The organism is Streptomyces sp. NPDC040610 (genome assembly GCF_055594065.1).
The window spans coordinates 57,156-77,095 of sequence record NZ_JBVIXA010000014.1 but is presented as its reverse complement, the minus strand read 5'-3'; the positions used below and the strand labels follow the sequence as shown (position 1 = coordinate 77,095).

Sequence of the window (19,940 nt, the reverse complement as noted above, 5' to 3'; positions counted from 1 at the left end):
TCCAGCATTTTCCACGCGTCCGGCAAGATTTCAGCCCGTCCGGCGTTTGAGGACGAGCCGCGGAGCGGCGATACGGGGGTCCGGGGGCGGAGCCCCCGGTTTCGGGAAGGGGCGGGACTGGGGAAAGCCCCACAGGGCCCCATCACTCCGCACCCCCCTCAAGCTGCCCCTCAAGCTCCAGGTACGTAGCCCGCAACCGCTCCAACGTCTCCGCGTCCGGCTCCGCCCAGAGCCCCCGCTCGGCCGCCTCCAGCAACCGCTCGGAAATCCCCCGCAGCGCCCAGGGGTTGGACTTCTCCATGAAAGCCCGGTTCTCCGGGTCGAACACGTACTCCGCGGACAGCTTCTCGTACATCCAGTCGTCGACGACCCCGGCCGTCGCGTCGTACCCGAACAGGTAGTCCACGGTGGCCGCCATCTCGAAGGCGCCCTTGTACCCGTGCCGCCGCATCGCGGCCATCCACCGCGGATTGACGACGCGCGCCCGGAACACCCGGTGGGTCTCTTCCCCCAGCGTCCGGGTCTTCACCTGATCGGGCACGGCCGAGTCCCCGACGTACGCCTCGGGCGACTCACCGGTCAGGTGCCGCACCATGGCGACCATCCCGCCGTGGTACTGGAAATAGTCGTCGGCGTCGACGAGATCGTGCTCGCGCGTATCGACGTTCTTCGCCGCCACAGCGATCCGCCGGAACGCCGTCTCCATGTCCCCCCGAGCGGCCCGCCCATCGAGCCCCCGCCCGTACGCGTAGCCGCCCCACACCGCGTACACCTCGGCCAGATCGGCGTCCGAGCGCCAGTTGCGCGCGTCGATGAGCGGCAGCAGCCCCGCCCCGTACGCGCCGGGCTTGGAGCCGAAGATGCGGGCGGTGGCGCGCCGCCGGTCGCCGTGCTCGGCGGCGTCCTCGTCGACGTGGGCGCGCACGTAGTTGTCGGTGGGGTCCTCGTCCAGCTCGGCGACCGCGCGGACGGCGTCGTCGATGAGCCCGACGACGTGCGGGAACGCGTCGCGGAAGAAGCCGGAGATGCGGACGGTGACGTCGATGCGGGGCCGCCCGAGCTCGGCGACGGGCACGACCTCGAAGCCGGTGACGCGGCGCGACGCGTCGTCCCACACCGGTCGGCAGCCGAGGAGCGCCAGGATCTCCGCGATGTCGTCGCCCTGCGTGCGCATGGCGGAGGTGCCCCACACGGTCAGGCCCACGGACTTCGGGTACGCGCCGGTGTCCGCGAGATAGCGGGCGATCAGCGAGTCCGCGAGGGACTGCCCGACCTCCCAACTGAGCCTGGACGGGATGGCCTTGGGGTCGACGGAGTAGAAGTTGCGGCCGGTCGGCAGCACGTTGACGAGGCCGCGCGTGGGGGAGCCCGAAGGCCCTGCGGGGACGTAGCCGCCGCGCAGGGCGCGCAGGATGTGGCCGATCTCGTCGGTGGTGCGGGCGAGCCGGGGCACGACCTCCTCGCAGGCGAAGCCCAGGACGGCGACGGCCGGCGGCAGTTCGACGCCGACGACGTCACGGACGAGTCCGCGCACCGCGTCCAGCGCCCAGCCGCGCTCCTCCATGCCCTCGGCGAGGCGGCGGCACAGCTGCTCGAGGAGGTCGATGGCGTCGGCGGCGGTCCGCGCGGGCCCCTCGACCAGGGCGGTCAGGCCGTCCGCGACCTTGACCGCCGCGCCCGGCTCGCCGAGCAGCTCCTTCTCGTCCAGGCCGAAGTGCTCGGCGAGGCAGGCCCGCAGGCCCGGCAGCGCGTTGGCGGTGCCGCCCCACACCTGGGAGGCGCGCAGGACCGCGAGGACGAGGTTGACGCGGGCCTCGCCGACCGGCCCGCCGCCGAGGATGTGCAGGCCGTCGCGGATCTGCACGTCCTTGATCTCGCACAGATAGCCGTCGATGTGCATCACGAACTCGTCGAACGCGTCGTCGTCCGGCTGGTCGTCGACGTGCAGGTCGTGGTGCAGCTCGGCGGCCTTCACCAGCGTCCAGATCTGCGCCCGCACGGCCGGGGCCTTGACCGGGTCGAGATCGCTCACCAGTGCGTACTCGTCGAGGAGCTGCTCCAGCTTCGCGAGGTCCCCGTAGGTGTCGGCGCGCGCCATCGGCGGCACCAGGTGGTCCACGACCGTGGCGTGCCCGCGCCGCTTGGCCTGGGTGCCCTCGCCGGGGTCGTTGACGATGAAGGGGTAGACGAGCGGCAGGTCGCCGAGGACGGCGTCCGGCGCGCAGCCGCCGCTGAGGCCGAGGCCCTTGCCGGGCAGCCACTCCATGGTGCCGTGCTTGCCCATGTGCACGATGGCGTCGGCGCCGAAGCCCCCTTCTGATGTCGCAGCGTCGAGCCAGCGGTACGCGGCCATGTAGTGGTGGGACGGCGGCATGTCCGGGTCGTGGTAGATGGCGATGGGGTTCTCGCCGAAGCCGCGCGGCGGCTGGATCATCACGACGACGTTCCCGAACTGGAGGGAGGCGAGCACGATGTCGCCGCCGTCGACGTACAGGCTGCCCGGCGGCTCGCCCCACGCTTCGAGCATGCCGTCGCGCAGCTCGGGGTCGAGGGTGTCGAACCACGCCTGGTAGTCCGCGAGCGGCACCCGCGCGGGCGCGGCGGCGAGCTGCTCCTCGGTGAGCCATTCGACGTCGTGGCCACCGGCGTTGATGAGGGTGTGGATCAGCTCGTCGCCGTTGTCGGGGTGGCCCTCGACCGCGTAGCCCGCGTCCCGCAGGGCGTCGAGGACGCGCACGGCGGATGCGGGGGTGTCGAGGCCGACGGCGTTGCCGACGCGGCTGTGCTTGGTCGGGTACGCGGTGAAGACCAGGCCGAGCCGCTTCTCGGCGTTGGGCTTGTGCCGCAGCTTGCCGTGGCGTACGGCGATTCCGGCGACGCGGGCGGCCCGCTCGGGGTCGGCGACGTACACGGGGACGTCGTCGGGGCCCTGCTCCTTGAAGCTGAACGGCACGGTGATGACGCGGCCGTCGAACTCGGGGATCGCCACCTGCATGGCGGCGTCCATGGGGGAGAGGGCGGCGTCGGAGTCCTGCCAGGCGGCGCGCGACGAGGTCAGGCACAGGCCCTGCAGGACGGGGATGTCGAGGTCGGCGAGCGCGCCGATGTCCCAGGCCTCCTCGTCGCCGCCCGCGCTGGCGTCGGAGGCGTGGGTGCCGCCGGCGGCGAGGACGGTGGCGACGAGGACGTCGGCGCGCCCGAGGATCTCGTACAGACCGGAGTCGGCGCCGCGCAGCGAACCGCAGTACACGGCAAGGGCGTTGGCGCCCTTCGCCTCGATGGCGTCGCAGAGCGTGTCCACGAAGGCGGTGTTCCCCGACAGCTGGTGCGCGCGGTAGAAGAGCACGCCGACGGTGGGGCGCCCCTCGACGTGCGCGCGCTCCCCGTGCACCCCGTACTCGGGCATCTTCCGCGGCTCGGCGAAGCCGTGGCCGGTCAGGAGCACGGTGTCCGAAAGGAACCGCTCCAGCTCCACGAAGTTGTCGGGGCCGCCCTCGACGAGGTAGCGCAGCGCCTCCGCGACGACACCGGCGGGCACCGACGAGTCGGCCATCAGCTCGGCGTCCGGCACGGACTCGCCGCCGAGCAGCACGGTCGGGATCCCGGCCGCCTTCAGCGCGGCGAGCCCGTCCTCCCAGGCGCGCTTGCCACCGAGGAGGCGTACGACGGCGATGTCCGCGCCGTCCAGGAGCGCGGGCAGTTCCTCGCGCACGTCGACGCGGGTCGGGTTGGCGATGCGGTAGGGCGCGGCGGAGGCGCGGGCGGCGAGCAGGTCCGTGTCGGCGGTGGACAGGAGAAGGACGGTCATGAGGGTGCCCCCGGTGCGATGAAGGGGAGACCGGACGGAGCGCCGGTCTCGATCAGGCGCAGCAGCGCGTCGGTGTCCGCGTGTTCTTCGATGAGGTCGCCGAGGAGGTCGAGCTGCTCCTCGCGCAGGGCGGCGAAGCCGGTGTCGGGCGCGGGCACGAAGCGGCGGCCCGCGGCGCGCGCGACCTCGGTGAGGAAGCGGCGCCGGAACGCGTCGCTCTCCAGCGACCCGTGCCAGTGGGTGCCCCACACGGCCCCCACCCGGCAGCCGTCCAAGAAGGGTTCCCCGCCCAGGACTTCGGCGACGCCGTGATGGATCTCGTACCCCTCGACGCGCTCGCCGAGCGCCTCGCCGACGGGCCGGGCCAGGGTCTTCTCCCGCCGGAACGTGACGCGTACGGGCAGCAGACCGAGCCCGTCCACGGTCCCGGCCCGCGACTCGACGTCGTCCTCGATCCGCTCCCCGAGCACCTGGAAGCCGCCGCAGATCCCGAGGACGGGCCGGCCGTCGGCGGCCCGGCGCGCCAGTGCGTCCGCGAGCCCGCGCTCGCGCAGCCACTCCAGGGCGCGCACGGTCCCGCGTGTGCCCGGTACGACGACGAGGTCCGCGTCGACGAGTTCCTCGGCCCGGTCCACGAACCGCACCACGACGCCGGGTTCGGCGGCGAGCGCGTCCACGTCGGTGAAGTTGGACATCAGCGGCACCGCGCACACGGCGACGCGCAGCACGTCCTCGCCGACGGGCGCCGCCACGGCGGACTCCCGCACCGCCCCGCGCAGCGAGACGCGCAGCCCGTCCTCCTCGTCGATGCCGAGCCCGTGCCGGAACGGCAGCACGCCGAACGTGCGCCGCCCGGTGAGGTCGTGCAGCATGTCGAGCCCCGGTTCGAGCAGCGACACGTCCCCGCGGAACTTGTTGACGAGGAAGCCCGCGACCAGCTCCTGATCGGCCGGACTCAGCAGCGCCACGGTCCCGAAGAAGGAGGCGAAGACGCCCCCGCGGTCGATGTCCCCGACCACCACGACCGGGAAGCGGGCAGCCCGGGCGATCCCCATGTTCACGATGTCGGTGCGCCGGAGGTTGATCTCGGCGGGACTCCCCGCCCCTTCGCAGATCACGGCGTCATACGTGCCCCGAAGCTCCTCCAGGCATCCCACGACGGTGTCGAGCAGTGCCTCCTGCCGACCCCCGTGATAGCCCCGGGCGCTCATCTCGCCCACCGGCTTGCCCATGAGCACGACCTGACTCGACCGGTCGCTCCCCGGCTTCAGGAGCACGGGATTCATCAGCGCACTGGGCTCCACCCGCGCGGCCTGCGCCTGCATGGCCTGCGCCCGCCCGATCTCGGCCCCTTCGCGCGTGACGAACGAGTTCAACGACATGTTCTGCGCCTTGAACGGCGCGACGGAGACGCCCTTGCGGGCGAGCCACCGACAGATCCCAGCGGTGACCACGCTCTTCCCGGCATCGGACGTGGTCCCGGCGACCAGCAGCCCCCCACTCATGCGAACCGCCTCCACCGCTTCGGCCGGACCAGGTCCGCCACGATCGCGCTCCCCAGGGCGAGCCACCCGACCCGCCGGGACAGCTTCACGGCCCGCTCGATGTCCTCCACAACGACGGCACGCCCCTCCCCGTTGAGGACGGGCCGGTGCTCGACCCGCCCCCCGTACGAGAGGGACCCTCCGAGCCGCACCCCCAAGGCCCCCGCGAAGGAGGCCTCGACGACCCCGGCGTTGGGGCTCGGGTGCTTCGAGGCGTCGGCACGCCAGGCCCGCACCGCCGCACGGGGTGACCCTCCGGCGACCACGGCGAGCGCGGCGGTGAGCCGCGCCCCGGGCCATCCGGCGACATCGTCGAGCCGGGCGGAGGCCCACCCGTACCGGAGGTGGCGCGGGGACCTGTGCCCGACCATCGCGTCGAGCGTGTTGACGGCCCGGAACCCGAGCAGGCCCGGCACCCCCGCGACGGCACCCCACACCAGGGCCCCCACGACGGCGTCGGACGTGTTCTCGGCGACGGACTCCACGACGGCCCGGGCGATCCCGTCGGCGTCGAGGGCGGCGGGATCGCGCCCGCACAGATGGGGCAGCCGCTCCCGGGCGACGTCCACGTCCCCGGCGGCGAGCGCGCCCCCGATGGCGCGCGCCTCCCGCCCGAGGGTGGTCCCGCCGACGACGGCCCAGGTCGCGGCGGCGGTCAGCCCGACGGAAGCGGCACGCGAGCGGCGTACGGCGAAGGAGGCGAGCGCACCGGCGCCGACGGCGCCCCCGGCGCACACCAGGGTGTGCAGCGCGCCCCACCCGCGGTGGTCACGCCACAGCACCCGCTCGACGGCCCCCGCCGCACGCCCGAACGCGGCGACCGGATGCCCTCGGCGAGGATCGCCGAGCAGCAGGTCACCGAGGAGTCCGGCGGCGGCGCCGTACGCGAAGTCGCGATCGGCACACATGGGGGTCAGCCCGCCGATACGCGGCGGAGGGCTCTCGGCCGCGACGGGGCCCCGGGCGGAGCAGGGGACGGCAACGGGCGGCCGCGCATGGCGATATGTCCTCACTCAGGGTTTCCGCGCCCTGGTTCGACGAGACCGGCGGCGAGAGTTCCTGGCTCCCGGGGATCGTGTGGGATCACCCGGTGACAGTGGCGGGACCGCGCCGGATTCGCACCGGCTTCCTCTGCTGCCGCCGTAAATGGCTCCGGCAGTCCACCATGGCCCGCGACGCCCGTCAACTCGCTGTTGACCTGCGACGGGAGAGTGTGCGGAGGTCCACACGGACGGCTTCGGGGGCCGGTTTACGGCTAGGCGCGAGCAACACCCGTTCGTAAACTTGAACATGACAGCAGGGAGCGGCGCGGCATGCGGACCCGCTCGGGCGACGCCGGCTCTCGCGAGCGCACTGGGCAAGGGGGCGGTGTGGCCGACGCGTACTTACCGGCAGCACAGTGGTTCAAGAGCAGTTACACCACGCCGACCGGTGAATGTGTGGAAGTGGCCCATCCTGGTGATCGGGTGTGGGTGCGAGACTCCAATCACCGCCACGGCGGGCACCTGGCCGTGACGCCACCGGCGTGGCGAGCGTTTGTGAGGGCGGTGGCCTCGGGGAGAGTCGGGGTGGAGTGACCTGTCCCAGCGTGCGCACGGAAGGCTGGAGACCATGGGGGTCGAGAGCAAGCAGCTTCCACTGAGCAGGCATGCCCCGCCGCCCGACAGGCGGCTGGTCCTGCTGGCGTACTGCGTGGTCTGCGGCTGCGCCGCCACGCTGGCGGGCGCGCTCGCCTCCCTCCTCGTCGAGGGCGTCCCGCTCCGGCTCGCGGTGTGGCTGACGACGTCCGCCGCCGTGGCGGTCGCCGCCGGTGTCGTGTGGGGCCGGGTGCCGCTCATCCCGCGCCCGCCCGCGGGGCGGGACCGTCCGCGGACGCCCCGTCGGCCGGGGGGCGGGGCTCGGGCGTAGCGGCGGGGCTCTGACGGCGGCCGCGCCTGAGGGCCCGTACGACCCAGCCCACCGCGGCGGTGAGCAGCCCGCAGACGCCGCTGAGGGCGACGGCGAAGTGCCAGGGGCTGATGTCGTAATGCCCGACGACGCTCCGGCCGATGAGCACGGCGGGTGCGATCGCCACCACCACGACGGCCAGGCACAGCGAGACGCAGCCCGCCTTGGCGAGGAAGCTGAGCGTCTGCAGTTCCTGGGAGTGCAGGCTGCGCCGGTGCTCGTGGTCGAGGAGCCGGTCCAGCTCGCGGGCGAAGTCGGGGTCCTTCATCCCTTCCCGGATGAGGTCGTTGACGTGGGTGGGGGCGGCGGGTGCCGCGGGGTCCTGGCCCGGCGGCGGGTCCGCCTCGCCCACTCCGTCGGCGCCCGCGGGGGCGGGGACCCCGGGGGCGCCGGGGGAGCCGTCCGGTGCGGCGGCTTGCGCGGCCGTCAGGTGGTGCCACAGCCACCGTGCCAACATGACGACCGACATGGCGCGAGACCTCCCCTCGTCCCGGAACGGACCGGCTCCGGAATCAGCCTGCGAAGCCTTCCCTGACCTCGCTGATCAGGTCGATCGCCTGGCTTCCGCTGTACGCGATCTCCTGCAACTGCTCGAAGCAGTCCTGGAAGTTGGCGACCAGCTCGTAGTTCTCCCGGGTCGCGATGACGGCCTGCGAGAACTCGACGTAGATCAGGTCGTCGTCGTCCTTGAAGCCGAGGAGGGCGAACGGGGTCTGGGTGCTCAGCAGCGCCCCGGCGGTGAACGGCAGTACCTGGAGGGTGGCGTTCGGATGCTCCGCCACCTCCAGGAGCCGCTGCAATTGGCCGCGCATCACCGCCGGGGTGCCGATCCGGCGGCGCAGCGCCGCCTCGTCCACGACGAAGTGCAGATCCTCGATCCCGTTGTCCTGGTCGAAGACCCGCTCCTGGCGCGCGGTGCGGAACTCCACCAGGCGGCGGCGCGTGTTCGTGTCGCTGACCTCGGGGGCGGCCAGGGCGTCGGCGTACTCCTCGGTGTGCAGCAGGCCGGGGACGACGATGGGCTGGTAAGTGCGCAGTGAGACCGCGGCCGCCTCGAACCCCAGGTATTCGGAGAACCGGGGGTTGGCGACGTCCGACCACTGCGTCCACCACGACTGGCCCTTCGAGCCCCGCGCGGCGTGGACGAGTTCGGTCACCCGCTCCTCGTCGTCCACGCCGTACTGACGCAGCAGCGCCCGCAGGTCCGTCACCGAGACACTGACGGTGCCCTTCTCGATGCGGTTCAGCTTCGACAGCGACCATTCGAGCTCGTTCGCCGCCTCACCCTGGGTCTGCCCGGCTTCCTCACGGGCCTTGCGCAGGGCGATGCGGAGCTTACGGCGGTTCAGGCTCGGGTCCAGTTCGCTGGGCATGAGGCTCCTTCACTACGACCAGGAGTCAGCTCGCCATGAAGCCGTACGAAGGGCAGCGATACGAAGGTATGCCTAACGCAGGCTGGCCCTCCGCCGTGCAGCGCAGCGCAGCCGCTCTGTCTGACATATGTGCGGCCGACCCTAGCAGAGTGCTGCTACCCAGTATGCCATATGTCTAATCGAACGTGAGCGAGTCGCTGCGCGGCCTGATCGCGAATGGATCGGTAACGGATGCTTCCCGGGCCTCCCGTGGGCCCGCCGACCTGCGGCCGGAATGCCGAAAAGCCCTGAGGGGCGGCCGTGTGGGCCGCCCCTCAGGGCTCTGCGGACGGGCGCGGGAAGGCGCCCGCGCTGTCAGACGACGATCAGATAGATGCCGTACGCGACCGCTGCGGCGCAGAGCGCGAAGCAGGCGTACGCCCCCACGCGCGCCGGTATCGCGGCCGTGCCGCCCCCGGCGGTCCGCGCCTGCTCCTGCTTGGAGAGGCCGACGATGCCGAGGGTGAACAGGCCCACGAGGGCGACGGTCACCACGAGGCTGACTCCGAAGACGGAGCCGAGAGCTGCCCAGTCGATCTTCATGCTGCTGCTTCCTTACACCGTGGCGGGCCGGGCGGAGTCCGCCACGGAGGGGGCGGACGCGGCGCCTTCGGCCGTGGGGGTCGCGGTGGTGGCGGCCACCGGGCCCGCCGGGGGCGGGGTGACGGCGGCGATGGCGGTGGTCACGACGCCCGCGGGCTCGGCGCCGGGGGCGCCGATCTCGTCGGCCGTGACGTTCGTGTGGTCGACCGGCTGGCGGCGCGACAGCGACCAGATGACGGCGGAGCCGCCGATCAGGAGCGCGGCCGTGGTGGCGATGCCCCAGGTGCCCTGCTTGGTGAGGAGCTCGGCGCCCGCGCCGACCAGACCGGCGGCCGGGAGGGTCAGGCCCCACGCCACGAACATCCGCGTCGCCGTGGACCAGCGGACCACGCCGCCCTTGCGGCCGAGGCCCGCGCCCATCACGGCGCCGGAGCAGACCTGGGTGGTGGAGAGCGAGAAGCCGATGTGCGAGGAGGCGAGGATCGCCGTCGCCGCGGACGTCTGCGCCGCGAAGCCCTGCGGCGGCGCCAGCTCGGTGAGGCCCTTGCCCATGGTGCGGATGATGCGCCAGCCGCCCAGGTACGTGCCCATCGCGATGGCGAGTCCGGCCGAGACGATGACCCACATCGGGGGGTTGGCGCCCGGGTTGAGCACGCCACCGGTGATCAGGGCCAGCGTGATGATGCCCATCGTCTTCTGGGCGTCGTTCGTGCCGTGGGCGAGCGAGACGAGCCCGGCCGAGGCGATCTGCCCGGCGCGGTAGCCCTTCGAGGTCGCCTTCTCGTCCGTACGGCTGCTGATCTTGTACGTGAGCCGGGTGGCGAGCGTCGCCGCGATACCGGCGACGAGCGGGGCGGCGACCGCGGGGAGCAGCACCTTGGTGACGACCGTGCCGCCGTTCACCGACGACCAGCCCATCGACATCACGGCGGCGCCGATCAGGCCGCCGAACAGGGCGTGGGAGGAACTGGACGGCAGGCCGAGCAGCCAGGTCAACAGGTTCCAGAGGATCGCGCCCACCAGGGCCGCGAAGATCACTTCGGTCTTGAGACCGTCTTCATTGATGATGCCGCCGGAGATCGTCTTGGCGACTTCGACGGAGAGGAACGCTCCGACGAGGTTCAGCACGGCGGACATGGCCACCGCCGTCTTGGGCTTGAGAGCGCCGGTCGAGATGGTGGTGGCCATCGCGTTGGCTGTGTCGTGGAAACCGTTCGTGAAATCGAACACGAGAGCGGTAACGATCACGATCCCGAGGAGAAGCGTGATGTGTTCCATTTACCCAGGCTTCTGTTGGACGTCAGTGGCTCGTGGAACGTAGGCAACCTGGATGAACGGAAAGTGAACTGGGCTGGGCCGCATGGTGACTCGAACCGGGTTGCCGTCACTCCGCTTCCTTCCGGCATACACCCACTCGGGCGGCGGGGTGGTGGCGGGGGCCCGTGGTGGGCCCGGAATTAGGCCGTCCGTGGCCCTTTCGGGCGACCCCCGTTCGAACCGCTGAGCTGGGTCGTCGGCCCGCGGAAGAGATCCTGATCACCTGCCGTGACCGGCGCCGCCGTCGGACCGCCCGAAGGTCTCAAACCTCCGGCCGTGTGGCGGTGCCGTGTTCCAAGGCTCCACGGACTCCACCCATTCCATTCCATGGCCCGCGCCGACGGCAGGATGCCCCGGCCGCCCGGCCCCCGCGGCCCCGCCCTCTGGCAGGATCACCGCATGACTGAGCAGCGGCACGACACCACTGCGGGCGCGGGGCGCGAGGCGGTCGCGCGGGCCTGGGACGAGCTGGTCGCGACCGCCCGCAGGACCGTGACGGACGGCCTGGTCGTCGGCACCTCCGGCAATGTCTCCGTGCGGGTCGGCGACACCGTCCTGGTCACCCCGAGCGGCGTCCCCTACGACGAGCTGACGCCCGCGGACGTCCTCGGCGTCGACCTGGACGGCGCACGGCTCTTCGGCGCGCTCGGCCCCACCAGCGAGCTGCCCATGCACCTGGCGATCTACCGCGCCACCGACGCCGGTGCCGTCGTCCACACCCACGCCGTGCACGCCACCGCCGTCTCCACCCTCGTCCCGGAACTCCCGCCCATCCACTACATGACCGGCGCCCTCGGCGGCCCCGTCCGCGTCGCCCCCTACGCCCTCTACGGCACCGACGAACTGGCCGGGCACATGCTCCACGCCCTGCGCGACCGCACGGCCTGCCTGCTCCAGAACCACGGCACGGTCGCCTACGGGGACTCCCTCTCCCAGGCCTTCGACCGCACCGCCCAACTGGAGTGGATGTGCCACCTGTGGCTCACCGCGACATCGGTGCCGGGCCGCAACCCGAGCATCCTGTCCGCGGAACGGGTGAGTGAGGCGGGGCGGAAGTTGAAGGGGTATGGGCAGAGGGGGGCGGGGGCTGACAAGGGCTGACCTCGCCCGACGGCGCGCTGCGGGCGTGGCTCGCGGCGGGTGTCGGCTCGGTGGGCCGGGGGAGTGCTGGCCGGGCGAGTGCCCGCCGGACGCGTACCGGCCGGGCGAGTACCGGCCGGAACCGGGCCGCGCGGCTGGGCGGGCGGCGGCCGAGACCGGTCGGCGCCCCCGCGCCGAGCACACTCCCGTGCCCCGCCCACTGGCCGCGCTCCCCGACCCCGCAGACACTGTGGGGGTGCGCCCTGCCAAAGCGACGACCGCCGCCGTCACCACCGCAACCGCCGTCCTAGGCGCCACCGCCCTCGCCATCGCGGCCGGGCGCTACGCCAGCGACGCCGCCCTGAAGGCCCCCGCGGGCCGCCCCCTGCCGACGGAACCACGCCTGACCGTGCACTCCACGGCCGCCGGCCAGATCGCCCTCACCCGCTCCCTGGCCTCGCAGCGGCCCGGCCTGTACGGCCTGAGCGGCAACGGCTGCCACGCCGTCGTCGGCCCGGTCCTCGACGCCGCCCCGCACGAGGCCGACACCGTCGTGCGCCGCCTCGAACGCGTCACCCACGGCACCCTGGAGCCCGGCGCCCGGGTCTGGCTCACGCCGCAGGTCCACATCGGCGACCCGCACGGCGCGCTCGGCATCGACCACGCCGACGTCGACATCCCCGGCGAACTGGGTCCGCTGCCCGCCTGGTTCGTGCCCGGCGACCGCAACACCTGGGTGATCGCCGTGCACGGCCTCGGCACCACCCGCGAGCACCCGATGGTCGTCATGGACTTCCTGCGCCGCCAGCGGCTGCCGGTGCTCGACCTCGCCTACCGCGGCGACCTGGGCGCGCCCCGGCCACCGGACGGTCTCGGCCACCTCGGCGAGACCGAATGGCGCGACCTGGACGCCGCCATCCGCTACGCCGTGCGCTACGGAGCCCGCGACGTCGTCCTGTACGGCTGGTCCACCGGCGCCTCGATGGCCCTGCACGCGGCCGCCCGCTCCGCCCTGCGCGGCCGCGTCAAGGGCCTGGTCCTGGACTCACCGGTGCTCGACTGGGAGACCACGCTGCGCGCCCTCGCCACCGCACGCCGCACCCCCGGCGCGCTGCTCCCGCTGGCCGTGCGCGCCGCCCAGGGCCGCACCGGCCTCCGCGGTGACCGCCTCCCCGACGCCGCCGACCCCGCCGCCCTGCGGGTGCCGACCCTCGTCCTGCACGGCCCCGGCGACACCGTCGCCCCCTGGGCGCTCTCCCGGAGACTGGCTGAAAAGCGCCCCGACCTCGTCACCCTGCACACCGTTCCGGATGCGCCCCACGGCGCCATGTGGAACGCCGACCCCGCACGGTACGAAGAGGCGCTGCGCCGCTTCCTCACCCCCTTGATGTAGCCGATGCGGCGCCCTCCCCACCCCTGGGCCTGACGCTCCGCGACCGCCGTCGGGTCCGCCCGCCGGGCCCCCGACGGGATTCCGTTTGGGTTTTCGGACCGTCAACAGGAAGACTGCTCCCGTGACGTCCCGTATCCCGCGCGACTCCCGGCTCCACCTCGTCCGCACACCGTCCCCGAGGGCCGAAAGGCGAGCGGAGGCGGAGCGCGGCCGAGCACGCGGCCCCCTCGGCGCCCCCGGCGCGGTGACCCAGCGCCGCTCGCGCCGTCCCGCGCCCCCACCGCCGGAGGGCACCCCCGCGCCCGCCGAACTGGCCCGCATGGCCCGTGCGGGCCTGGCGAGCGCCGTACGCGTCGCCCGCTGGGCCGACCACGCCCTGCGCCCCGACACCGGTCCCCTGCGCGCGGCGGGCAAGGGCACGGGCGAGGGCAACGCCAACGCCACGACCGGCGCGGCGAAGAGCGGCAAGAACGGCGGGAGGAACGGCGGCAAGGACGGCCGCACGGGAGCCGACCCGAAGGCCGGGCCGAACACCGACACCGACGCCGGGACCGGCGGCGCGCTCTCCGACGCCACCGCCGAACGCGCGGCCGCCGAACTGGACATGACGGTCCACCAGGTCCGTGCCGACTGGGACACCGCCCGCCTGGCCGGACTCGTCGAGGTGCACGGCGGCGCCGCACGCCCCGGCTGGCGGCTGCGCGCCTGGGACCGGGACGACGCCGCGGTCCTGCGCGGCTGGGTCGCCCTGTTCGACGCCTGGTCGCTCGTGCACCCCGCCCCCGCCGAACTGCCGCCCGCCACCGTCGCGGAGGCCGTCGAAGCCGTTCCGCAACTGCTCTCCTTCCTCCAGCTGTCGGCGGGCCCCGTGCCCGTGCCCCAGCTCCTTGACCTCCTGGACCAGCGCGTCCGGGAACTGCGCACCGAGCGCTGCGAGATCCCGTACGGCCCGCAGGCGGAGCCCGAGCCCCAGAACCAGCCCGCGCCGCACGCGGAAGCGGTCCCGCCCCCGGCCACCACCGCCCCGGCCCACGCCGAAGCCGCCCCGACCCGGGCCGCCACCGCCCCGGCCGCCGAGCCCGACGGCTGCGCGCCCCGGCCCCCGCTGCCCGCCCTGCTCGACTGGGCGCTGCGCGCCCTGTCCGCCGTGGGCGCCCTCACCTGTGCCGACGGCCAGGCCACCCTCACGCCGCTGGGCAGTTGGGCGGTGTGGGTCAAGCTGGAGCAGATCTGCGTGGCCGCGCAGAGCCCGGCGGGGCACATCGAGCAGTCCGCCGAGGACATGCTCCGGGGCTGCGCCCGGCTTCGGCCCAACGCGGCCCGCGCCGAGTACCGCGCCTGGCTCGCCGCCCGCGACGCCGGCACCGCCGTCACCGAACTCCTCGACGCCGCCCGGGGCGAGGACGCCCTGCTGCGCGGCCTCGCCTTCGAGGCCCTGCGGGTCGTCGGCGCCCCGGCCGAGCCGGACGTCCGCGCCGTCGTCGACGAGGCCTCGCTGCGGCCCTACGCCCTGCTGTGGCTCGCCGAGCACGAGGGCACCGACCCCGAGGACGTCCACCTCGTCCTGACCCGGGCGGAGTCCACCTGGCTGTGGGTCGACACCGCGGCGGCCGTCGCCGACCACGGCGAGGCCGAACTGCTCGTGCGCCACCTGGAGTCGGCGCCGCAGCCCACCGTGCCCGCGCTCATCGACGAGGTGCGCACCGTCGGCCATCCGCGCACCGTGCAGGTCCTCGTCGCGCTCGCCGCGGCCCACCCGGACCCGGCGCTCGCGAAGGCCGTGCGCCGGGCGGCGTTCCAGGTGCACACCGGCGGTATGTGAGAGCCGCGCCCGCCCCGAGCCCGGGGCGGGTCAGCCGGGTATCTCCGGGGCGTACGTACCGAAGCTCCAGATGTTGCCCTCCGCGTCCCGCGCCATGTAGTCCCGCGAGCCGTAGTCCTGGTCCGTCGGGGGCATCAGGATGTCCGCGCCGTGCTCCACGGCCCGCTGGTGGTGGGCGTCGACGTCGTCCACCACGATGTACGTCGCGGTCGGGCCCGCGCCCTTCATCGTCTCGGCGAAGAGCCCGCCGCGGCCCTTGGAGCCCAGCATCACCGCGCCGTTGCCGTGCGCGAGCTCGGCGTGCAGGACCGTGCCGTCCTCGCTCTCGTACACACTCGTCTCCGTGAAGCCGAAGACCTCGGTGAGCTGCTTGATCGCGGCCTTGGCGTCCGCGTACAACAACGTCGGGAAGATGCTCGGACGTCCCCTGGCAGCGCCTGCCATGGTGATCACTCCTCCGTTAGACGTGACCTGTTCCACAGTCTGGCACCCGGGTCCGACAACGGTCCGGGAGCGCCCGCAGGGGCCGCAGCGAGGCTCAGCGGAAGGTGTTGCACTGCGCCATGTCACCGGTACGAAAGCCCTGGTAGAACCAGTCCTGGCGCTGCTTCGCCGAGCCGTGCGTCCAGGACTCGGGGGTTACCCGGCCCTGGAAGCGCTCCTGGATCCGGTCGTCGCCGACCGCCGCCGCCGCGTCCAGGCCGTCGCGGATGTCGTCGTCCGTGAGCTTCTTGATCACGGGCCTGCCCTCCTCGTCGGGCGTCCGCGTGGCGTGGTGCGCCCACACCCCCGCGTAGCAGTCGGCCTGCAGCTCGACCCGCACGGCGTTGCTTCCTTCGCCCGTCCGGCCGTCCTGTGCCCGGCCCAGCGTGCCCATCAGGTTCTGCACGTGGTGCCCGTACTCGTGCGCCACGACGTACGCCTGCGCGAACGGGCCGCCGCTGGAGCCGAACTTCGTCCGCAGCTCCTCGAAGAAGCCCAGGTCCAGATAGACCCTCCGGTCGCCGGGGCAGTAGAAGGGCCCGACGGCCGACGTCGCCGCGCCGCACGCCGTGCCGACGCGGCCGGTGAAGAACACGGTCTGCGCGGGCGCGTACTGGCCCCGGCGGCGCGGGAACTCCTGGCGCCAGTAGTCCTGGACGCTGTTGACGACCGCCAGGACGCGGCAGTCCTCGCGGGCGTTCGCGTCCTTGCCGGTGTGGCAGCTCCGCTTGACCTCGGCGAGCGAGGAGGACGAGGCGGCGGGCTCCTCGCCGCCGTCCGTCAGACCGAGCTGGTCCGGACCCACGCCGAAGAAGAGGCCGAGGAGCAGCGCGATCAGACCGGCGACACCGCCGCCGATGGTCGCCTTGCCGCCGGGGATGCGACTGCCGCGCACATCCTGCACCTCCGAGGAGTCAAGATTCGCGTCGTCGTCGAACTGCATGGGCGCACCACCCTCTGCCTCGCGTACGAGCCGCGCTGCCTCACCTGCGGGACGACGCTCCGCCGCCCGCGCCGGACCCCGGCCACTTCATCCTGGTACGCCCCGCACCGCCCGGCGCCGGACGGAGGTCCGAACGGGCTACGCCCCCGGCCCGCCGCGTCGCGCCCAGGGCCCCCGACGGCCGGTGCGCCCGCCCCGGGGAGCGGCCCCGGGGGCCGCGCCGGAAAAACGGTTGCGGCGCCCCGTTAGAATTGGCCCATGGCCATTCTCCTGCTGCATTAGACGGCTGAGCGGCGCGCTCCGCGCGACAACGCATCGTGCATCGTCCTTGCCCCCTCCAGCCGTCCATATCCCCTGTCCAGGAGTCTGACCGTGATCACCGCCTCCGGTATCGAGCTGCGTGCCGGCGCCCGCATCCTCATCGAGAACGCCTCGTTCCGCATCGCCAAGGGCGACCGCATCGGCCTCGTCGGCCGCAACGGCGCGGGCAAGACGACGCTCACCAAGTGTCTGGCCGGTGAGGGCACCCCGGCGGGCGGCACGATCAGCCGCTCCGGAGAGGTCGGCTATCTCCCGCAGGACCCGCGTACGGGCGACCTCGACGTCCTGGCCCGCGACCGCGTCCTGTCCGCGCGCGGCCTCGACGTACTGATCCGCAAGATGCGCGAGAACGAGCACCGGATCGCGAGCGGCTCGGGCGCCACGCGCGAGAAGGCCCTCAAGCAGTACGAGCGCCAGGAGACGGAGTTCCTCACCAAGGGCGGGTACGCCGCCGAGGCAGAGGCCGCCACCATCGCCGCCGCCCTGAACCTCCCGGACCGCGTGCTCGGCCAGCCCCTGCACACGCTCTCCGGCGGTCAGCGCCGCCGCATCGAGCTGGCCCGCATCCTCTTCTCGGACGCCGACACCCTGCTCCTCGACGAGCCCACGAACCACCTCGACGCCGACTCCATCGTCTGGCTGCGCGACTACCTGAAGACGTACCGCGGCGGCTTCATCGTGATCTCCCACGACGTCGACCTGGTCGAGACGGTCGTCAACAAGGTCTTCTACCTGGACGCCAACCGCGCCGCGATCGACGTCTACAACATGGGCTGGAAGCTCTACCAGCAGCAGCGCGAGTCCGACGAGAAGCGCCGCAAGCGCGAGCGCCAGAACGCCGAGAAGAAGGCCGCGGCCCTGCACTCGCAGGCCGACAAGATGCGCGCCAAGGCCACCAAGACCGTCGCCGCGCAGAACATGGCCCGCCGCGCCGACAAGCTCCTCGCGGGCCTCGACGAGGTGCGCCAGAGCGACAAGGTCGCCAAGCTGCGCTTCCCCGAGCCCTCACCCTGCGGCAAGACGCCCCTCACCGCCGAGGGCCTGTCCAAGTCGTACGGCTCGCTAGAGATCTTCACCGACGTCGACCTGGCCATCGACAAGGGCTCGCGCGTCGTCATCCTCGGCCTCAACGGCGCGGGCAAGACGACCCTCCTGCGGCTGCTCGGCGGCGTCGAGAAGCCCGACACCGGCGAGGTCGTCGAGGGTCACGGCCTCAAGCTCGGGTACTACGCCCAGGAGCACGAGACCCTCGACCCCGAGCGCACGGTCCTGGAGAACATGCGCTCCGCGGCGCCGGACCTCGACCTCGTCGAGGTGCGCAAGACGCTCGGCTCCTTCCTGTTCTCCGGGGACGACGTCGACAAGCCCGCGGGCGTGCTCTCCGGCGGCGAGAAGACCCGGCTCGCGCTCGCGACCCTCGTCGTCTCCTCCGCCAACGTCCTGCTCCTCGACGAGCCCACGAACAACCTCGACCCGGCCAGCCGCGAGGAGATCCTGGGCGCGCTGCGCACCTACAAGGGCGCCGTCGTCCTCGTCACGCACGACGAGGGCGCCGTCGAGGCGCTGCAGCCGGAGCGGATCATTCTGCTCCCGGACGGCGTCGAGGACCTGTGGGGCGCGGACTACGCCGACCTGGTGGCCCTCGCCTGACGATCCCCCGGTCGGGGCCCGCCTCGGGGTCCACCGGGCTTGATCGAATGACTGATCCACTGCGTATGGATCATTCGGCCGATCCGTGATCCTTCATCTGTGTGAGACGTCCTCGTACCGAGGTGTGGCATACACGGATTTTTGTGTCCCACGGGACCCGCAGGCCCGTCTTTCCCCGGCACGGCGCTGACCTGCCGCTTCCTCGCAGAACCCATTCGGCGGTACGTCCCGTGACGTGCGGAATCGTTCATTCCGCTCGTGACGGCCGCTTGACGCCCGGCGAATCAAGTCGCATGGACCTTGCCGAATGGGTGGCCAGGACGCTCGGAAGGGGTGATCATGAGAAGTCCAGAGCGCACTTCCCATGAGGAGGCACGGGTGGCCGAGACTCTGAAGAAGGGCAGCCGGGTTACCGGCGCCGCGCGCGACAAGCTCGCGGCAGACCTGAAGAAGAAGTACGACGGCGGTGCGAGCATCCGGGCGTTGGCCGAAGAGACCGGCCGGAGTTACGGGTTCGTCCACCGGATGCTCAGTGAGTCCGGAGTCACGCTGCGGGGACGCGGCGGGGCAACGCGAGGCAAGAAGGCCGCTTCCAGCTAGCCGGCTTCTCGCGGCCGTCCGGCTCCGGGTGGTCCGGTGTGGCCACCCGGTCGATCGGCTGATCGACCGGGTGGTTACTGTGCAGTCACTTGTGGGCGCGGCAGTGCCCACAGGGCGCGCGACAGGCGTCCGTCAGGGCGCCGACACGCGTGTGTCCACCATGACTGCACCCACCCGGAGGCACTGATGGCTTCGCCCGACAGCGGTTCGCCCGAGAGCGGCCCGAGCGTCACCAGCACAACGGCGCCGGTCCTCGACCGGGACGGCGTACGCCTCACGATCGACGAGGCCGTCGCCACGGTGACGCTGACCAACGCGGCCAAGCGCAACGCCCAATCTCCCGCGCTGTGGCGGGCGTTGACCGAGGCCGGCCGGGTGCTGCCCGGCAGCGTCCGCGTGGTGCTGCTGCGCGGAGAGGGCAAGTCCTTCTCCGCGGGCCTCGACCGGCAGGCGTTCACGCCCGAGGGCTTCGACGGCGAACCGTCCTTCATCGACCTGGCGCGCGGCGCGGACGACGAGCTCGACGCGGCCATCGCCGAGTACCAGGACGCCTTCACCTGGTGGCGGCGCGGGGACCTCGTGTCCATCGCCGCCGTCCAGGGCCATGCGATCGGCGCCGGGTTCCAGCTCGCCCTCGCCTGCGACCTGCGGGTCGCCGCCGACGACGCGCAGTTCGCCATGCGCGAGACCAGCCTCGGCCTGGTGCCCGACCTCACCGGCACCCACCCGCTGGTCTCCCTCGTCGGGTACGCCCGCGCCCTGGAGATCTGCGCCACGGGCCGCTTCGTCCAGGCCGCCGAGGCCGAGCGCATCGGCCTCGCCAACCTCGTCGTGCCCGGCGACCAACTCGACGCCGCCGCGCAGGACTTGGCCGCCGCGCTGCTCTCCGCGCCGCGCGAGGCGGTCATCGAGACCAAGGCGTTGCTTCAGGGTGCCGTCGGGCGCTCGTACGAGGAGCAGCGCCGCGCGGAGCGGGCCGCGCAGGCACGCAGGCTGCGGGACCTGGCAGGCATCGGGGACTGAGGGTCCCGGGCGGCCGTCGGCGGCTGAGGCGCCCCGGGCGGCCGTCGGTCGCGG

The 19,940-nt window shown here is 72.9% G+C and carries 17 protein-coding genes and 1 riboswitch; of the genes, 8 read left to right on the top strand and 9 right to left on the bottom strand.

What is annotated here, in order from left to right; translation table 11 throughout:
* Positions 1-142: 142 nt before the first annotated feature.
* The 3 genes from cobN to ACZ6AA_RS34125 are packed head-to-tail and all read right to left on the bottom strand — an operon-like array spanning position 143 to position 6,260.
* The gene (gene cobN / locus ACZ6AA_RS34135) at positions 143-3,808 is read right to left on the bottom strand and encodes a cobaltochelatase subunit CobN (protein ID WP_471462347.1); all 3,666 of its coding nucleotides are present in this window, start codon (positions 3,806-3,808) and stop codon (positions 143-145) included.
* Positions 3,805-5,313, bottom strand: a complete 1,509-nt coding sequence (locus ACZ6AA_RS34130) for a cobyric acid synthase (protein ID WP_468460536.1) — start codon at positions 5,311-5,313, stop codon at positions 3,805-3,807. The genes cobN and ACZ6AA_RS34130 overlap by 4 nt, the downstream gene beginning before the upstream one ends.
* Positions 5,310-6,260, bottom strand: a complete 951-nt coding sequence (locus tag ACZ6AA_RS34125; RefSeq protein ID WP_471462345.1) for a cobalamin biosynthesis protein — start codon at positions 6,258-6,260, stop codon at positions 5,310-5,312. The genes ACZ6AA_RS34130 and ACZ6AA_RS34125 overlap by 4 nt, the downstream gene beginning before the upstream one ends.
* Before the next feature lie 123 nt (positions 6,261-6,383).
* A riboswitch (cobalamin riboswitch) is annotated at positions 6,384-6,535 on the bottom strand.
* A 130-nt stretch (positions 6,536-6,665) separates the two neighbouring features.
* Between ACZ6AA_RS34125 and ACZ6AA_RS34120 the strand changes: the two genes are divergently transcribed.
* Complete coding sequence (locus tag ACZ6AA_RS34120) at positions 6,666-6,929, top strand: DUF397 domain-containing protein (RefSeq protein WP_468460532.1); 264 nt, start codon at positions 6,666-6,668, stop codon at positions 6,927-6,929.
* 34 nt (positions 6,930-6,963) lie between these two features.
* The gene (locus ACZ6AA_RS34115; protein ID WP_468460530.1) at positions 6,964-7,260 is read left to right on the top strand and encodes a hypothetical protein; all 297 of its coding nucleotides are present in this window, start codon (positions 6,964-6,966) and stop codon (positions 7,258-7,260) included.
* Here the strand turns inward: ACZ6AA_RS34115 and ACZ6AA_RS34110 are convergent.
* From ACZ6AA_RS34110 to ACZ6AA_RS34095, 4 genes are all read right to left on the bottom strand, one after another.
* On the bottom strand, positions 7,187-7,768 hold the full coding sequence (locus ACZ6AA_RS34110) for a hypothetical protein (protein WP_471462343.1): 582 nt from the start codon (positions 7,766-7,768) through the stop codon (positions 7,187-7,189). The two genes, ACZ6AA_RS34115 and ACZ6AA_RS34110, sit on opposite strands and share 74 nt — an antisense overlap.
* Positions 7,769-7,811: 43 nt before the next feature.
* Positions 7,812-8,672 (bottom strand): helix-turn-helix domain-containing protein, encoded by an 861-nt coding sequence (locus ACZ6AA_RS34105; RefSeq protein ID WP_471462341.1) that lies wholly within the window; start codon positions 8,670-8,672, stop codon positions 7,812-7,814.
* A 354-nt stretch (positions 8,673-9,026) separates the two neighbouring features.
* Complete coding sequence (locus ACZ6AA_RS34100) at positions 9,027-9,254, bottom strand: hypothetical protein (RefSeq protein WP_190116579.1); 228 nt, start codon at positions 9,252-9,254, stop codon at positions 9,027-9,029.
* Between the two features lie 12 nt (positions 9,255-9,266).
* Positions 9,267-10,532 (bottom strand): inorganic phosphate transporter, encoded by a 1,266-nt coding sequence (locus ACZ6AA_RS34095; protein WP_468483873.1) that lies wholly within the window; start codon positions 10,530-10,532, stop codon positions 9,267-9,269.
* Between the two features lie 438 nt (positions 10,533-10,970).
* Between ACZ6AA_RS34095 and ACZ6AA_RS34090 the strand changes: the two genes are divergently transcribed.
* From ACZ6AA_RS34090 to ACZ6AA_RS34080, 3 genes are all read left to right on the top strand, one after another.
* A complete protein-coding gene (locus ACZ6AA_RS34090) occupies positions 10,971-11,672 on the top strand; it encodes a class II aldolase/adducin family protein (RefSeq protein WP_468483872.1) in 702 nt (233 codons plus the stop codon).
* A 235-nt stretch (positions 11,673-11,907) separates the two neighbouring features.
* Positions 11,908-13,044: an alpha/beta hydrolase gene (locus ACZ6AA_RS34085; protein ID WP_468460520.1), complete on the top strand. Its 1,137-nt coding sequence runs from the start codon at positions 11,908-11,910 to the stop codon at positions 13,042-13,044.
* Positions 13,045-13,288: 244 nt separating this feature from the next.
* Positions 13,289-14,866: a hypothetical protein gene (locus tag ACZ6AA_RS34080; RefSeq protein WP_471462422.1), complete on the top strand. Its 1,578-nt coding sequence runs from the start codon at positions 13,289-13,291 to the stop codon at positions 14,864-14,866.
* Between the two features lie 30 nt (positions 14,867-14,896).
* On the opposite strand, the gene ACZ6AA_RS34075 is transcribed toward ACZ6AA_RS34080, so the two are convergent.
* A complete protein-coding gene (locus ACZ6AA_RS34075) occupies positions 14,897-15,310 on the bottom strand; it encodes a VOC family protein (RefSeq protein ID WP_468460518.1) in 414 nt (137 codons plus the stop codon).
* Between the two features lie 94 nt (positions 15,311-15,404).
* Complete coding sequence (gene ypfJ / locus ACZ6AA_RS34070; RefSeq protein ID WP_468460516.1) at positions 15,405-16,292, bottom strand: KPN_02809 family neutral zinc metallopeptidase; 888 nt, start codon at positions 16,290-16,292, stop codon at positions 15,405-15,407.
* A 372-nt stretch (positions 16,293-16,664) separates the two neighbouring features.
* Between ypfJ and ACZ6AA_RS34065 the strand changes: the two genes are divergently transcribed.
* The 3 genes from ACZ6AA_RS34065 to ACZ6AA_RS34055 all read left to right on the top strand — a co-directional run bounded on the left by ACZ6AA_RS34065 (position 16,665) and on the right by ACZ6AA_RS34055 (position 19,886).
* Positions 16,665-18,263, top strand: coding sequence for an ABC-F family ATP-binding cassette domain-containing protein (locus tag ACZ6AA_RS34065; RefSeq protein ID WP_468460514.1), 1,599 nt, complete (start codon positions 16,665-16,667; stop codon positions 18,261-18,263).
* Positions 18,264-18,641: 378 nt separating this feature from the next.
* Positions 18,642-18,863, top strand: a complete 222-nt coding sequence (locus ACZ6AA_RS34060) for a helix-turn-helix domain-containing protein (protein WP_016645426.1) — start codon at positions 18,642-18,644, stop codon at positions 18,861-18,863.
* Between the two features lie 186 nt (positions 18,864-19,049).
* The gene (locus ACZ6AA_RS34055) at positions 19,050-19,886 is read left to right on the top strand and encodes an enoyl-CoA hydratase/isomerase family protein (RefSeq protein ID WP_468483871.1); all 837 of its coding nucleotides are present in this window, start codon (positions 19,050-19,052) and stop codon (positions 19,884-19,886) included.
* Positions 19,887-19,940 lie beyond the last annotated feature (54 nt).

Bases quoted from the DNA above. Each gene is read 5' to 3' on its own strand.
- cobN (WP_471462347.1), bottom strand. From the start codon at position 3,808: ATGACCGTCCTTCTCCTGTCCACCGCCGACACGGACCTGCTCGCCGCC.
- ACZ6AA_RS34130 (WP_468460536.1), bottom strand. From the start codon at position 5,313: ATGAGTGGGGGGCTGCTGGTCGCCGGGACCACGTCCGATGCCGGGAAG.
- ACZ6AA_RS34125 (WP_471462345.1), bottom strand. From the start codon at position 6,260: ATGTGTGCCGATCGCGACTTCGCGTACGGCGCCGCCGCCGGACTCCTC.
- ACZ6AA_RS34120 (WP_468460532.1), top strand. From the start codon at position 6,666: ATGCGGACCCGCTCGGGCGACGCCGGCTCTCGCGAGCGCACTGGGCAA.
- ACZ6AA_RS34115 (WP_468460530.1), top strand. From the start codon at position 6,964: ATGGGGGTCGAGAGCAAGCAGCTTCCACTGAGCAGGCATGCCCCGCCG.
- ACZ6AA_RS34110 (WP_471462343.1), bottom strand. From the start codon at position 7,768: ATGTCGGTCGTCATGTTGGCACGGTGGCTGTGGCACCACCTGACGGCC.
- ACZ6AA_RS34105 (WP_471462341.1), bottom strand. From the start codon at position 8,672: ATGCCCAGCGAACTGGACCCGAGCCTGAACCGCCGTAAGCTCCGCATC.
- ACZ6AA_RS34100 (WP_190116579.1), bottom strand. From the start codon at position 9,254: ATGAAGATCGACTGGGCAGCTCTCGGCTCCGTCTTCGGAGTCAGCCTC.
- ACZ6AA_RS34095 (WP_468483873.1), bottom strand. From the start codon at position 10,532: ATGGAACACATCACGCTTCTCCTCGGGATCGTGATCGTTACCGCTCTC.
- ACZ6AA_RS34090 (WP_468483872.1), top strand. From the start codon at position 10,971: ATGACTGAGCAGCGGCACGACACCACTGCGGGCGCGGGGCGCGAGGCG.
- ACZ6AA_RS34075 (WP_468460518.1), bottom strand. From the start codon at position 15,310: ATGGCAGGCGCTGCCAGGGGACGTCCGAGCATCTTCCCGACGTTGTTG.
- ypfJ (WP_468460516.1), bottom strand. From the start codon at position 16,292: ATGCAGTTCGACGACGACGCGAATCTTGACTCCTCGGAGGTGCAGGAT.
- ACZ6AA_RS34055 (WP_468483871.1), top strand. From the start codon at position 19,050: ATGGCTTCGCCCGACAGCGGTTCGCCCGAGAGCGGCCCGAGCGTCACC.